This is a genomic window from Paenarthrobacter sp. NPDC090520 (assembly GCF_044769205.1).
Classification (GTDB): domain Bacteria; phylum Actinomycetota; class Actinomycetes; order Actinomycetales; family Micrococcaceae; genus Arthrobacter.
The window spans coordinates 17968-32209 of sequence record NZ_JBIVXM010000019.1 but is presented as its reverse complement, the minus strand read 5'-3'; the positions used below and the strand labels follow the sequence as shown (position 1 = coordinate 32209).

At 64.6% G+C, this 14242-nt stretch carries 10 protein-coding genes; 6 read left to right on the top strand and 4 right to left on the bottom strand.

Annotated features, from left to right (window positions below; genetic code table 11):
- Positions 1-5: 5 nt before the first annotated feature.
- Positions 6-1289, bottom strand: a complete 1284-nt coding sequence (locus ACIQTZ_RS19130) for an ABC transporter substrate-binding protein (protein ID WP_402982860.1) — start codon at positions 1287-1289, stop codon at positions 6-8.
- A 62-nt stretch (positions 1290-1351) separates the two neighbouring features.
- Positions 1352-2365, bottom strand: coding sequence for a hydroxyacid dehydrogenase (locus ACIQTZ_RS19125; RefSeq protein WP_402945234.1), 1014 nt, complete (start codon positions 2363-2365; stop codon positions 1352-1354).
- Between the two features lie 162 nt (positions 2366-2527).
- Here ACIQTZ_RS19125 and ACIQTZ_RS19120 point away from each other — a divergent pair, with 162 nt between their 5' ends.
- The 4 genes from ACIQTZ_RS19120 to ACIQTZ_RS19105 all read left to right on the top strand — a co-directional run bounded on the left by ACIQTZ_RS19120 (position 2528) and on the right by ACIQTZ_RS19105 (position 8402).
- The gene (locus tag ACIQTZ_RS19120) at positions 2528-4471 is read left to right on the top strand and encodes a heparinase (RefSeq protein ID WP_402982858.1); all 1944 of its coding nucleotides are present in this window, start codon (positions 2528-2530) and stop codon (positions 4469-4471) included.
- A complete protein-coding gene (locus ACIQTZ_RS19115; RefSeq protein WP_402982856.1) occupies positions 4461-5609 on the top strand; it encodes a LacI family DNA-binding transcriptional regulator in 1149 nt (382 codons plus the stop codon). The genes ACIQTZ_RS19120 and ACIQTZ_RS19115 overlap by 11 nt, the downstream gene beginning before the upstream one ends.
- Positions 5609-7489: a DUF2264 domain-containing protein gene (locus ACIQTZ_RS19110; RefSeq protein WP_402982855.1), complete on the top strand. Its 1881-nt coding sequence runs from the start codon at positions 5609-5611 to the stop codon at positions 7487-7489. The genes ACIQTZ_RS19115 and ACIQTZ_RS19110 overlap by 1 nt, the downstream gene beginning before the upstream one ends.
- Before the next feature lie 112 nt (positions 7490-7601).
- A complete protein-coding gene (locus tag ACIQTZ_RS19105) occupies positions 7602-8402 on the top strand; it encodes a GNAT family N-acetyltransferase (RefSeq protein WP_402982853.1) in 801 nt (266 codons plus the stop codon).
- Positions 8403-8585: 183 nt separating this feature from the next.
- On the opposite strand, the gene ACIQTZ_RS19100 is transcribed toward ACIQTZ_RS19105, so the two are convergent.
- Both ACIQTZ_RS19100 and ACIQTZ_RS19095 read right to left on the bottom strand, forming a co-directional pair.
- Positions 8586-9746 (bottom strand): discoidin domain-containing protein, encoded by a 1161-nt coding sequence (locus ACIQTZ_RS19100; protein ID WP_402982851.1) that lies wholly within the window; start codon positions 9744-9746, stop codon positions 8586-8588.
- Positions 9710-12091, bottom strand: coding sequence for a glycoside hydrolase (locus ACIQTZ_RS19095; RefSeq protein ID WP_402982850.1), 2382 nt, complete (start codon positions 12089-12091; stop codon positions 9710-9712). Before ACIQTZ_RS19095 ends, ACIQTZ_RS19100 begins: the two co-directional genes overlap by 37 nt.
- A gap of 275 nt (positions 12092-12366) precedes the next feature.
- Here ACIQTZ_RS19095 and ACIQTZ_RS19090 point away from each other — a divergent pair, with 275 nt between their 5' ends.
- Together ACIQTZ_RS19090 and ACIQTZ_RS19085 are read left to right on the top strand one after the other, a co-directional pair.
- Positions 12367-13032 carry a GntR family transcriptional regulator gene (locus tag ACIQTZ_RS19090; RefSeq protein ID WP_402982848.1) on the top strand — a complete coding sequence of 222 codons (666 nt, stop codon included), beginning with the start codon at positions 12367-12369 and terminating at the stop codon, positions 13030-13032.
- Positions 13029-14207 carry an MFS transporter gene (locus tag ACIQTZ_RS19085; RefSeq protein WP_402982846.1) on the top strand — a complete coding sequence of 393 codons (1179 nt, stop codon included), beginning with the start codon at positions 13029-13031 and terminating at the stop codon, positions 14205-14207. The genes ACIQTZ_RS19090 and ACIQTZ_RS19085 overlap by 4 nt, the downstream gene beginning before the upstream one ends.
- The last annotated feature ends 35 nt before the right edge of the window (positions 14208-14242 follow it).

The window sequence follows — 14242 nt, the reverse complement described above, 5'->3', positions numbered from 1 at the left end:
GAGCCTTACTGGCCGAGGACTTCGCTCTTGACGCGCTTGCCCATCTCGGCAATTCCATCCGTGACGGAGCGCTCGCCAACCATGATCAGCTCGTGCTCCTGGTTGAGGACCTTGTCCGTGGCCGCCGACTTGTCGCTCACAGGCATTTCGAGTGCGGTGGTGTCCGGGGTGAAAGCCTTCTTGGACAGCTCGTCGGTGGGCATGCCGTCCAGTTTGAAGTAGGCGTCCTTCACAGCATCGTTCTGCAGAGCAGGAACAACGCCGATCTTGGAGATGGCCTTGGCGCCCTCCTCACCGGAGGCCCATTCGATGAACTTCTTGGCCTCATCGGAGTGCACGGCGTTCTTGTTCACGGCGAAAGCCGTGGGCGAACCGAACGTGGTGACCTTGCCGTCGTCGTTCTTCTGGGGCATGGGGGCCAGGCCCCAGTTGACGTTGGTCTTGCCGTCCTTCTTGGCCTGCAGGATGCCGGCGATGTACCAGGTGCCCATGGGCATCATGGCTGCCTGTCCGGTTTCAAACATGGTCCGGTAGCTGGTCTTCTGGCTCTTGGCCGTGCCAAAGTCCAGGGTGGCGCCGCTCTTCTGCAGGTCCAGCGCGGTGTTGTACTGGTCCTCGAAGTAGCCGTAGTCGCCGCTGTTCTGGTCCTGGCCGTTCTGGGCTGCAGAGATGGCCTCAACCACTGAACGCCAGATGTGATGGTACGTGCCGTAGACCTTCTTGCCGTCCGCGCCGGTTGTGGTGAGCTTCTTGGCCAGTGCCGTGTACTCGTCCCAGGTCAGGTCCTTGGGGTCTTCCACCCCGGCGGCCTTGAGCAGGTCCTTGTTGTAGTACAGCAACCAGAAATCCTGGCGGTAAGGCGCTGCGTAGTATTTGCCGTTCATGTCGAAGGCATCGAGGCCGGCGAGTTTGTCCTTGCCAACCTTGTCCACTACGTCGCCGATTTCCTGCAGCTGGCCGTTGCTGGCGTAGCGGGAGTAGTCAATGACGTTCTTCATGGTCAGGACGTCCGTGGTGTCCCCGCCGGCCAGCATGGTGGTGACCTTCTGTGGGTAGTCATCGGCGAGGATGTCCACGGGCTCAATGTCGATGTTCGGGTTGGCAGCCTCGTAGCTGTCGAACAATGCCTTGAACTCCGGGGTTCCCTCGTAGTTCCAAACGGAGACCGTCAGCTTGGTCTTGCCGTTTGCTGCCGGTTGGTCGGCAGGGCCTGCTGCGCCTGAGCAGCCGGCGAGTCCAAGCCCTGCAGTCACCGCAAGGGCGATCGCGGCGAGGGTTGTGCGCTTCATTGCGTTCTCCTTAGTACTGGTATTAAGTCTGCCGCACGTGCGGCAGGTTGGTTCGTGCGGACTTAGGCGCTGAGGCCAAGATCCGCGTGCACTACTTGGGCCAGGAGGTCCTTTCCGGCGAGGTACCGTTCAAGGTCATCCAGGGCGGCATCGGACATCCGCCGGGTTTCCGTGCCGAGCGATCCGGCGATGTGTGGGGTGATGATCACATTGGGCAGGTCATACAGGACCGAATCCGCCGGGAGCGGTTCGGGTTCGGTGACATCAAGGAGCGCGGTGATGCGACCCTTGCGGCATTCGGCTTCGAGCGCCGCTGTGTCCACAAGGGAGCCGCGCGCGGTGTTGATGAGCGTCGCGTGGTCCTTCATGATGTCCAGTTGGTGGGTGCTGATCATGTTGCGGGTTTCCGGCAGGGCCGGTGCGTGGATACTTACGACGTCGGACTCCCGCAGCAGTTGCTCCAACGTCACCAAGCTGCCACCGGCGGCAGCGACCTCCGCCGGGTTCGCGTGGGGATCGCTGACCAGGCACGTAACGTCCTGCAGTTGCTGGACCAGGTTCACCACGCGGCGGCCGATGCGCGAGAAGCCGACGATTCCAATGACCCGGCCGATGTTTCCGAGTTCTCCGCGGGCCGTAGCGTAGTCCCAGTCCTCGCGGAAGGTCCGGGCATCGTTGGCCAGGACGTGGGCCTTCTTGCCTGCCAGCACGATCGAAGCGAACGTGAACTCGGCGACGGGGATCGCATTGGCGTCTGCTCCGTTGGTGACAGTGATGCCGCGATCCCACAACTCCTCGCTCACAAAGCTGCGGACCGTCCCTGCACAGTGGAACACTGCCCGGAGTTTGGGCATACGCTCCAGGCGTTCTGCAGTGAGTCGCGGAACGCCCCAGCTGGTGAGGAGGATTTCCACCTCTTCCAAGCGGCCCGTGAGTTCGGGTGCGTCGAGGGAATCCGTCCATGGTTGCCCGCCGAGGTCCACCATTCCTGCCAGCCGCTCCAGTCGTGCGGAATCGAACTGGTCAGCAAAGGTTCCGCTATTCATGACCAGCAGTGCCTGGGGCTTGAGCGACATTCAGGGACCCTCCCTTCGGTTCTTTGTTGGTCTGTTCGACCGTGATTTATGTGTTGCATCACATCTAATAATCAGTACATACTCATGAACAAGACAGTTCATTCAACTCAATCGAGCTTGATCTAAAACGTTCATACTCGAACATCTGAGAGAAGAATCTTCATGGCAACACCCTCCGGCTCCGTCACCGTCGACGCACCGCCGCTTCGCAGTGCTTGGGGCGCCGAGGCGTCCGTTCCGGCCTTGCGTGAATCGCTCCGCGACGCCCGCTCGCGACTCACCGTGCCACCAGCGTCCGACGTCGGGTGGCAGCACATCTCTTTGGACTCGGCGGCGTCGCTGGCTGAGCAAGCAGCCACCGAGAAGGGCACCCCTTGGCCGCAACCGTTGGTCTCCCACTATGCGCGGTACTTCCGCGACGGAAACCGCACGGCCTATGAGGGACTCGTGGCGGGACGGCAGCAGCGGCTGACACGCGCCGTCGTGATGGCTGCTTTCTCCGGTGAGGGCTGGCTGGACGAGGTGATCGACGGTGCGTACCTGCTGTGTGAGCAGAGCTCGTGGAGTTGGGCCGCGCACGACGACGTGTTCACCCAATCCGGCGAGGTGGTTCCGGACCGTTCACGCCCGTATCTGGATCTTGGTGCCGGCGAAGTGGTGTCGCAGCTGGCCTGGCTGGACCACGTCCTGGGTGCTGCGCTGGATCAGCGGGCGCCTGGTCTGCGGAAGCGCCTGCGCCTTGAGGCCCATGAGCGCGTGATCCGTCCTTTCCTGGAGCGACTCGATTGGCACTGGCTTGGCCTCAACGGCGACGTGCACAACTGGAACCCGTGGATCCACTCGAACATCATTGCTGCGGCACTGCTGTTGGTTGACGATGCCGAACTGCAGGCAACGGTCATTGCCCGCTGCATCGAGGGCCTGGACCGCTTCCTCGCCTCGATCCCGGCCGACGGCGCGATCGACGAGGGCTTCGCGTATTGGTGGAACGGAGCCGGCCGTGCTTTGGAAGGTTTGGCACTGCTTGAGCAAGCCGCGGGGCTCAATCCCGATCTCCCGGTGGTCCGTGCGCTCGTCGCGTTCCCCAGCAGCATGCATGTGGGCGGGTCCTGGTTCCTCAACGTTGCCGACGGCCCCGCCCGCGCGGCCGACTCCTTGCCCTGGGACATGCTGCATCGCTGGGCCGTCCGGCTGGACGATGACGCAGCCGCCCAACTCGCCGCAACCTTTGCCGCCGTCGAGCCTGAACCCAACCCAGCCGCCGGACTGGGCCGCGTCCTCACCCAACTGAGTCGCAGCAGTGCGCGTTTTGAGCCCTCAAAACGCGCACAACTGCGACCCAGTTGGGGGACGTGGCTCCCGTCCGTGCAGATCATGCTTGCCCGGCAGACTCCCGGATCCACGGACGGGCTCACGCTTGCGGCCAAGGGCGGGCACAACGGCGAGCACCATAACCACCGGGATGTAGGCTCCGTCGTGGTTGCCGTGGACGGTGTGCCCCTCCTGGTCGACGCCGGCCAACCCACGTACACCGCGCAAACGTTCGGCCCCGATCGCTACCAGATCAGGGCCATGCAAAGTGCGTGGCACAGCGTCCCGGCACCGTTTGGGCTCGAACAAGGGACGGGCTCGGAGTTCGGGGCAACCGTCCTGCAGGAACCCACTCCTGATGAGCCAACGCTTGCGCTGGGCCTCGGCGCCGCCTACGGGCTCGACCATCCTGAGCAGTGGATCCGCACCTCGATCCTCAACCGGGAGGCCAGGACCGTAGTCATCGATGACCGCTGGAACCTCCCGTCCCCGGCACCGGAAGGAACGGACGACGTCGACATCACCTACCTGGCTGCCGGCACCGTCCGCTTGGGCCAGGACGCGACGGCGACCATCACCCCTGAGGGCATCCCGACTGTGGCGGGCGGCCGCGGAGTCCAGCTGCGCTGGAAGCCCGAGACCGCCGTCGTGCTCGTGGACGAATGGCACCAGGACGATCCGCTGCTGGGCGATATCTGGGGCGACAAGCTGACCCGGCTGCGGTTCCGCATGCCCGCCGAAACCCGCGCTTCCGGCGCGTTCACCCTCACTCTGGAGGAAACACATGAGCACTGAACCAGGCCAGGAATCCGGCGGAAAGTCGCTGTTCTCGCTGCAACGCCGAGAGCGGTTGATGGAGGAGTTGCGCGCCCACGGGGCCATCACCGTCCGCGACATCGCCGCCAAACTGGGAGTCAGCGAACTGACCATCCGCCGCGACGTGAACATCCTCGCCGACGAAGGACTCGTGTCCCGTGTACACGGCGGCGCAACACTTCCGAGTCCGCTGGACCGATCCACGGCAGGGCGGGCCACCTCCCACAGCTACTCGATCGGCATGGTTGTCCCGTCCCTGGACTATTACTGGCCGCAGGTCATCAGCGGTGCCCGCGGCGAGGCCGAGGTTCAGAACCTCCGGATCGCGGTCCGTGGCTCCGCCTACGACGCCGCTGACAACCGCCGCCAGGTGCAGGCGTTGCTTGATACCCAGAACATCGACGGGCTCATCGTGGCTCCGGACATGGGTGGCGAGCACGGCAAAGAGTTGCTCCGCTGGCTCAATGCCCTGCCCATTCCCGTGGTCCTGGCCGAGCGCCGGGCGCCGTCGGAGATCCCGGCGCACAAGCTCGAGTGGGTGGCCACCGACCATGCATTCGGCGCGGGAATGGCCGTGCGGCATCTGTGGCAGGAGGGGCACCGCATGATCGGATGCCTTACCGATTCCACGAGCCCTACCAGCCCGCACGTGGTCCGTGGGTGGAAGCAGGCCATGAATGCGTTGAAGATTCCCCTGGACAAATCCATCCACGAGGATTCGGCCAAGCTGGACAACGGAGACCGGGCCAAGCATTTCGACCGCGTGCTGGAGCTGTGCCGTGAATCGGGAACCACCGCCATGTTGGTGCACTCCGATACCCAGGCTGTGGCATTTGTGCAGCACTGCGTGGACCGCGGCGTGGACGTGCCGGGAAGCATGGCAATTGTGGGCTACGACGACGAGGTTGCCTACCTTGCCGAGCCCGCCATCTCGGCAGTGCGGCCGCCCAAGAGCTATGTGGGGAAGGTGGCAGTGCAACTCATGGCCGCGCGCCTGGCCGAGGGAAGGATGCGGCCGGTGCATCGGATCGACCTGAACCCTGAACTGATTGTCCGGGAGTCGTCCGTCGGGGCGCCGCGTGCTGCTTCCGTCAGCCTGGTGGAGGATGCGCTCTGATGGCTCTTGAACTCCCGCCGTTGGACCACGCGCTATCCCCGTACACCGGCCTGACCCGTTCCCACTGGACCGCCTACGCGGACTACATGCTCCGCTCTGTGCACCGCTTCGGTTCCGAGGACCACGCCAACATCTACCTGCCCGGACCCAACAGCCGGTACGGCCGGGGGAGCGATTCGCTGGAGGCCTTCGCCAGGACGTTCCTGCTCGCCTCCTTCCGGATCGCCGGTGACCCCGCGAACACTGGCTGGATCGCGGAGTGGTACGCCGCCGGCCTGGATGCCGGGACCAACCCGGCGAATCCCAACCGATGGCCGACGCCCGGCGAGCTGGGGCAGGCGAAGGTTGAGGCGGCGTCGCTGGCGGTTGGCCTGGCACTGACCCGCGATGTCCTGTGGGACAAGTTGCCGCAGCGGGTGCAGGAGCAACTCATCGCGTGGTTCGAGACCGTGATCGGCGAGGAGTATCCGCCGATCAACTGGGTGTGGTTCCAGATCGTGGTGGAAACGTTCCTGGCTTCCGTCGGCGGGCGGTACTCCGACGAGGACATCGACGCCGGCCTCGCCATCCACGATTCCCTCTATCGGGGCGGTGGCTGGTTTTCCGACGGTCCTGAACGTGCTTACGACCATTACGTGGGCTGGGCCTTCCAGGTGTACCCGCAGCTCTGGGCGTTGATGGCAGCCGACGATCCGCGCGTCGCGGCCCGCAAGAAGCTCGACGGCGACCGGCTGGCTGATTTCCTGGACGACTTTTCCTACCTTGTCGGCGCCAACGGGGCCCCGCTGATCCAGGGTCGGAGCCTGATCTACCGTTTCGCGGCTGCAGCGTCATTCTGGGTGGGGGAGTTGTCCGGGCACACCCGCTTGGCTCCGGGGATGGCCCGGCGGGCCGCCTCGGGGATGCTTGACTACTTCGCGCGGCACGGAGCCCTCAACCCGGAGGGGCTCCTGTCGATCGGCTTCCACGGCGAGTTCCCGGGCATGAAACAGGCGTACTCCGGGTTCGGATCGCCGTACTGGGCAGCGAAGGGGATGCTGGGCCTGGCCCTTCCCGCCGACCACCCGGCGTGGACATGTGTGGAGGCGCCCTTGCCCGTTGAGGTCGGCGATACCCAGCGGCTCATCACAGCACCGGGTTGGCAGGTTGACGGCACTGTCGCTGACGGAGTGGTGCGAATCCGGAACCACGGGACGGACCATGCCGTTCCGAGAGCCGTTTTGGCGGATTCGCCCCTCTATGCCCGGATTGGCTACTCGACGCACACGTTCCCTGACCTGAATCCCGAGTCGTTGGACAACGCGGTGGCGTTCGTCGACCCTGACGGCGGCCTGACGCACCGGACCGGCTTTGAGTACCTGGGGACATTTTCCGTGGACGGCGTTGAAGTTGGGGCGTCCCGGTTCACCGCCAACTGGATCACGCCCGATCCCGACGCCGGCCCGGACCACGGCAGCGGCGTCTCCGGCACTGCGAGTCCAGGGCCGACCGTGACCGTGGTGTCCGCGACGCGTGGTGCTCTGGAGCTACGGTTGGTACGGGTTACTGGTGCCTCAGAGGCGGCGTTACGGATTGGTGGCTGGCCCGTGGATGCTGCTTCATCCGTGGTCAGCTCGGTCCACGCCGTGTCCGGGTTCGGGAATGTCCTGGATACGTCCGGGACTTTCCTCCGGCCCGGCGCCCACCCGATGGGCTCGGAGTTCACCATCCCGTGGGCCGGAACCGCCGGTCCCGCGCGCGACGGCGACTACGCCGCCGTCGTACATCTCGCCGGTGCCGGAGGTGCTTCGGACACGGTGCGTTACACCGACGGCTGCTTCGAATTCCCCGACGGCGTGGTCATCCCGGCCGATCTGCTCACCCGATTCGACGACCAGTGAAAAATTCTGCTGGATCATTCCCTCCCTCACCCGGGACCGACCTTGAAATGATGCGGCAGGCGGCGGCTGATTCGGGAATGATTCAGCAGAATCCCATGGGTAGGCTCTCCAGATGACTCAAACCGACACCAAAGCCCGCCTTCTCGCGGCCTACGATGCCCAACTTCGCACCGACGCAGAGACCCCGAGCGCCCTCACGGTGACCGAGCACGGACCACTCCGTCTGGTGACTTTCCTGGGTGGCCGCGGCTTCATCACGTACCGGGACCTGGGCGGAGCCGATGAAGTCGGAGTCCGCGGGCTGGTCTCGGACGCCGTGGCCTACTTTGACGGTCTGCCGGAAATCACAAAGGTCGAGTGGAAGTCCCGCGGCCACGACCATGCGCCCGGGCTCCACGAAGCACTCCTGGACCATGGCTTCACACCTGACCCGCCGGAGTCGATCATGATCGGCGAAGCCCGGGCGCTCAGCCAGGACGTGCCCTTGCCGGAAGGCGTGACATTGCGCCGGGTGGTTGATGAACCTGACGTCCGGGCCATGAGCGCCATGCAGGACAAGGTCTTCGGCGAGCCCGTCTCGGACGAGATGGCGGAGGCGCTGCTTCGCCGGCTTTCGCTTGATGATGCCATGGAACTCTGGGTTGCCGAGGCGGACGGCGGCATCGTCAGCGCCGGCCGTCTGGAACCCGTGCCCGGCACCGACTTCGCCGGGATCTGGGGCGGAGCCACGCGACCGGAGTGGAGGGGCCGAGGGATCTATCGTGCGCTGACTGCCCGCCGGGCTCAGTCCGCGTTGGCGCACGGCAAAACGCTCATCAACAGCGACTCCACCGAGTTTTCCCGCCCGATCCTCGAGCGCTCCGGCCTGGTCAAGGTCTCAACCACCACGCCCTATCGTTGGACGCGGAGCTGACCGGCTTAGGACGGTGAGTAGCGGTTCCCTTATTCACATTTAGGACCACAAATGTGAATAAGGAGGCCTGTTGTTGTTAGTTGTGCCCGAAAATAACAATAAGGGACCCGTATTGCTCGTTCGGAGCACAGGGAGGCCCCCTCGGAAAGCTTCCGAGGGGGCCTCCCTGGAGAACGCAGATTCTTACTTACCGGCGGCGAAGCTGCTCACACACTGCCCCTGGTTCTTGAAGATCGGCGACGGGCTCCACTTCCATCCGTCGTCCTTGCAGGCTTCCTTTCCTGTGGAGATGTCCACGCGGTACTCCTTCACGGTCCCGTCCGGAGCGGTCACGGTGACAACCGCCGTCGGGCTTTCCGCGGTGGGTTGCCGGACGGTCACCTTCGCGTTCGTGTCCAGCGGGTAGCCGACGACGGCGGGAGTCGCCGACGAGGCCAGCGCGCGGTACGCGGTGGTTCCGGGAGCGAAGCCGACCACTGATGCCTGGTTGACCAGGAGCCGGCCGAGCTCGGCGAATCCTGCGTCGGCCAAGCGGTTTCCGGCGATGGCTACCTCGGCGACCTTCGTGTAGGAGGCCGTGGTGACGAAGGAGACGCGGATACCGCGGGTGGTGACTGGATCGAAGGAAACGGTGGTCGGAGCGGAAACGGAGAGCCCGGTCACCGTGCCGGCTGAGGTGTCCTTCCACGTGCCCGCTGCATCCTGGTACTGGACCTTGAGGCTTTGCGCGGTCTTCTCGGCCGACATGACTGTCACGGAGGAGACGGTGTAGTCGCGGCCGAAAGCGTAAGACAAGCTGTCACCGTTGCGCCCGCCGCTGACCCAGTTGGACCAGCGGGTGGAGGGGTTGGCATCGCACGTGTTCTTCGCGATGTACGAGCCCTCGGTGTAGCTTGCCATGACGGTGGTGGCGGGGTCGTCCTTGCAGATGTTGGCCACGGGGACGCGGTCCACCACGATGACGGTCAGGGTGGCATTAAGTGAGCCGGCCTTGCCCGGGACCGTCAGAGTTCCCGCCGTTTCCAGAGAAGCGGCACCCAAAGCAGACCAATCCCATGTCACGGCGAGCGGATTGCGGGCCGGGCCGTCTGCGATCTGGCCGGGCACCGTGGCCGGAGCTGCCGCCTGCACGCTACCCAGCGAAGACCCAACCCCCACTGTCACCGACGCAGGATCTGTAGCAATGTACTGGCCCACAGTCACGGTCAGGACTGCCTCAAATGCCTGCCCATAGGGATCGACGCCGGAACCGTACACCGTCACTTTGCCTGCCTTCTGCCACGCGCCCGCGTCGACGGAGGACCACGTCACAGGCAGCGGTTTGCCCGGGCCTGACTTGTACACGGGGTGACGGTGGTTGGCAGCGCAGGAGGAGCCCCAACGGGAGTGCTCACGTCCAGCGGTGCCACTCCCAGCAGCCTCAGATCCGCGATGTCCGTGAACGCCCATGCTTGGTGCGGGCTGGCAAGCGCGGTGGCCGTCGTGCCAGTTGATGAAGCCAAGGCAACGGATGTCCCGGCCGCCGTTTGGTTACCTGAAACCTGCAACGAAATGGCGGCCCCGGCGTTCACCAACGTCCACTGTTTCGCGTTCTCCGTGGTCACTATCCACTGTGCAGAAGGAGTGGACCTGGCCTGTTCCAGTGAGAGGGAAGCCAAGGAAGCTGCGCCGGATTGGCTGCCATTCAACACACCGCCGGTGCCTGTCAGGACCCGCCCATCGGAAGCAGTGACAATCCAGCGACGGTCATTCGCGAACTCGTCATCGGCACGAACCGCGTTGAACGTCCAGATCTGCGGAGCCACTCCGGCGGCGTCGGAACCGAGGTCCTGGATCGAAGCACCGCCCGTGCCGGCCGTCAGGTACTTGCCGCTCGCCTCACCGGAGAGGTGGTAGCGGTGACCGTCCTCAACAGGTGCGGCGTCCTCCGAAACGCCGCTGACGCCGTCGACGACGAACGTCACCACGGACGCGGCTGGCACCTCAACCGTGGCGGACTTCGCCGCGGTGTCGATGGCGACCGGCGCGCCTTTCACCAGGGCGTTCTTCTCAATGTCGTCCAGGGGCGACTTGGTGGTGACCACCGGCGTGACCTTCGCGCCCGGAGCGATGCTCCCGAAGCGGCTGAGATCGATGGTGACCTTCTCCGCCGTCGGGGTGTCATTGAAGTGGACCAGCGTGGCACCGGTGCCGTCGGCGCGGAGGGCGCTGGCCGTCTTGGCGTCGTTGTTTTGGATGAGGAAGTCGCCGGGGCGGATGTAGTGCGTGAAGTTGCGGGTGGTGTTGTACTTCTGGTTGGTCAGGACCTTGCACTTGGCCGAGTCCAGGACGGCGCCGTCGTTGAGCCTGCGGTTGGAGTAGCCCTCACGGCCGGCGTAGTCGCAGTCGAAATCGACGTAGATGGAACCCCAGCCCTTGTCGGCTTTCTCCTGCTTGTACGTGTCCTCCACAGGCTGCCAGAACACCCAGGCATTCGGCTCGAGTTCGCGGAGGTCGTTGACCATCCGGCTCGCGATGCCCAAGCCATTGGTGATGTTGGAGCGGTCCCAGCCGCTGGTCGAGTCGCCGAGCGCCGGGTTGCCGGTCCAGAAGCCGCCCACTTCGCTCATCCACAACGGCTTCTCCGTGGAGTTGGCCAGGTCGCGGACCCTGCGACGGTCATTGGTTCCGTAGGTGTGGACGTTGAGTTGTGAGACAGCGTCCTTGGCTTCCTGGCTGTAGCCGTTCCAGTTGGTCATGAACTTGGTGGGATCGGTCTCGTCCATCGCCGAGATCACCGCGTCGGTGCTGCCTTTGGCGAGTTCGGCGGCCAGCAGCTTGGTGACGCGGTCCTGCGCGGCGGGGTAGATCAGCGCGCCTTCCTGCTTCTGCGTGTACGTTGTGGGCGGCTTCCCCGTGGCGGCGTTGATGTCCGTGCCCCAGTAGCCGGAGTTGGGCTCGTTGAACGGATCGATGGTGTCCACCTTGATCCCGCTGCCCTGCTCAAGAAGCTCGACGGCGTGCCGCATGTACGCGGCGAACTTTCCTTCCGCTTCGGGCAGCAGGTTTTCGCCCTTGTTGGTGTTGACCTGTCCGGAGACGTAGCCGCTCTTGGTCATGAACCAGGGCGGCGAGTTGCTGAAGGCTTCCCAGTGGGTGATCTGCTGATCTTCGGCCAGACGCTCCACCCACCACCGCTGGTTCTGGTCGGCGTCGGGGTTGTAGGAGGCGGGGTCGTCCGGGTCCCAGGCGTTCAGGAAGGCGAGCTTGTTGGCTTGGGTTTTGTCGACGCTTCCGTCAGGGTTGTAAAGGTTCGACGCCGGATGGCCGGGTTGCGCTTCGGCGACCGGCTTCCACCATCCCTCCACAGCGCTGCCGTCGTTGAGGTAGTTCGCGACATCCGATGCGTTGCCGCCCCCGACGTTGTAGCGGGCGATGTTGAGGTTCAGCCCGTCCTCACCGAAGACCTTCTGGTACAGCTCCTCGCGAAGCACCGGTGAGTATCCCGCCGTCGCATTCGCAAACCAGACCAAGCTGGTTCCCCACCCTTCGAAAGCCTCGCTCCGGCTGGCCGGGTTCGGGGTGATGGTGATCTGGGTTGCGTCGACTGCCTGTGCGGCTGGTGCTGTGGGCAGGAGGGCCAGGCCTGTGGCTGCTGTGACGGCTGCCGCCAGAGCAGCCACAGGCCTTCGGAGTCTTGGAATCGCCATGGGTGTACCTCGTCATCGGGGCTTGGGTGCTTGTCTGTGCCGGTCTTCGTGCGAAGCCGGGCAAACCGAGACTATGAGGAGGTTTGGGGCCTCACAAGCGAGTCGAACAGGGTCGATCGGGGTTGGTCGGAAGTGTTCTTGGTCGATTGCAACGCGAGGTCACTTAGGGCCCATTCAAGCCGTCTGGATGGGCCGTATCTGACCCCGCGTTGCGGTTGACCGCGACAAGCTGTATAGATGTATACAAGTACACTCACTCTTCATTGGCGGCACCCTTGGCAGATCCTCAACCTCGGAACACCGGGGCACACCTCGTTTACACGGAATTGAAGCGGCAGATCCTCGACCTTGAACTCAAGCCAGGCGCGCGCATCTACGAGCCCGCAATGGCCTCGTCACTGCAGGTCAGCCGCACGCCGCTGCGCGAAGCGATCCGCCGTTTGATTTCGGAGAGCCTCCTGGAGCAGCAGCCCACCGGGGGAGTGCGGGTTCCGCTGCTTGATGCGACGGCAATCTCCGAGCTGTACGACGTGCGGGCCGCACTGGAATCCCTGATGGCCCGTGAAGCGTGTGCCCGCGCAACGGAGGCCGATATCGAAAAACTGCAGGGAATCCTTGAACGCAACGCTGCCATGGTGGGCTTCGCGGACGAAGCCATGAAGTACGGGGTAACGCTCCACGCCACCATTGCCTCAATCGCCGGCAACTCCTGGGCATTGCGTTTCCACGGGCAGATCGCCAGCCAGGTGGAACGGTACCGATACTTCACCAACAACTCCGCCGAGCGTCGTGAGGAAGCCTTGGCCGACCACCGCCGGTTGGTGGCCGCCCTGGCTGCGAAGGACGCGGACACTGCGGCGAAGATCGCATTTGACCACGTCATAGGAGCCCGGGACGAGACAGTGCGCATGATCTCGGTCAAGGGCCTCGACCTCGAATGATCGGTGAACTGGGGCGGCGTTCGTCCACGGCACTTCTTGTCCATTCTGCGTTGATCCAGGCAGTGACGTTCCTGGTCCGGCCCGCCGCCACCTACCGGGCCCTTGAACTCGACGTCCCAGCCTTCGCCCTCGGTGTTCTCGCTGCCAGCTACGCCGTCTTTCCCTTGCTGCTCGCGCTGCCCATCGGCAACCTGGTGGACCGCCTGGGCGAGCGTCGGCTCATGGCTGCAGGGTCCGCCGTCGTTCTTCTTTGCTCAACGTTCCTGCTCTTTTGGGGGACGTCCGTAGCGGCGCTGATCGCCGGAACGGCGCTTCTGGGTGCGGGCCAGCTGGCCTGTGTTGTGGGGCAGCAGGCGGTGGTGGCGAACAACGCGGTGTCTTCGCGGCTCGACTCAGCCTTTGGCTACCTGACGTTCGCGGCGTCGTTGGGGCAGGCGTTGGGACCGCTCGCCATTTCGCTTGTTGGCGGTGCATCCGTGCGGCCGGACACCCAGGCAATCTTCATTCTGGCCGTTGCCATGGGATTGGTGCTGTTCTGCACCACGTACCTTGTTTCCTCCCAGGTGAGCAGCGGTCGACGAACCTCACGATCCGCCGAGGCACCGCGGGGGAGCGCCTTTTCCCTGCTGCGGGCCCCCGGCGTGGCCCGTGCACTCGCCACCAGTGCAACAGTGTTGGCAGTGGTGGACCTGACTGTTGTTTACCTGCCCGCGCTGGGCGCCGAACGCGGCATCACCGCCGCCACGGTTGGCCTGATGTTGACCGTGAGGGCGGTGTTCTCCATGGTCTCCCGGCTTGGGCTTGGCCGGGTGTCCCGGACGCTGGGCCGTTTGAAGCTGTTGATCCTCAGCCTGGCCGTGTCCACAGTGTCCCTGGCCGTTGCCGCGATTCCGATGCCGGAATGGCTGTTGTTTGTTGTCATGGCCTTCCTTGGCCTCGGTTTGGGAATTGGCCAACCGCTCACCATGTCCTGGCTCTCCGCGCAGGCGCCACCGGGGCAGCGCGGGCGGGCGTTGGCTCTGCGGCTCGCGGGAAACAGAGTCGGCCAAGTGATCCTGCCGAGCGCCATAGGTGTTGTTGCTGTTGGGCTCGGCGCGGCCGGTGTGTTCCTGGCCTCTGCGGTGGCCGTCGGCGGGACGATGCTGATGCTGCGGGGTGTGCGCCTGGACGACTGATGGAGTTGCCGGGAGGTGGCTGTATAGACTGCCGA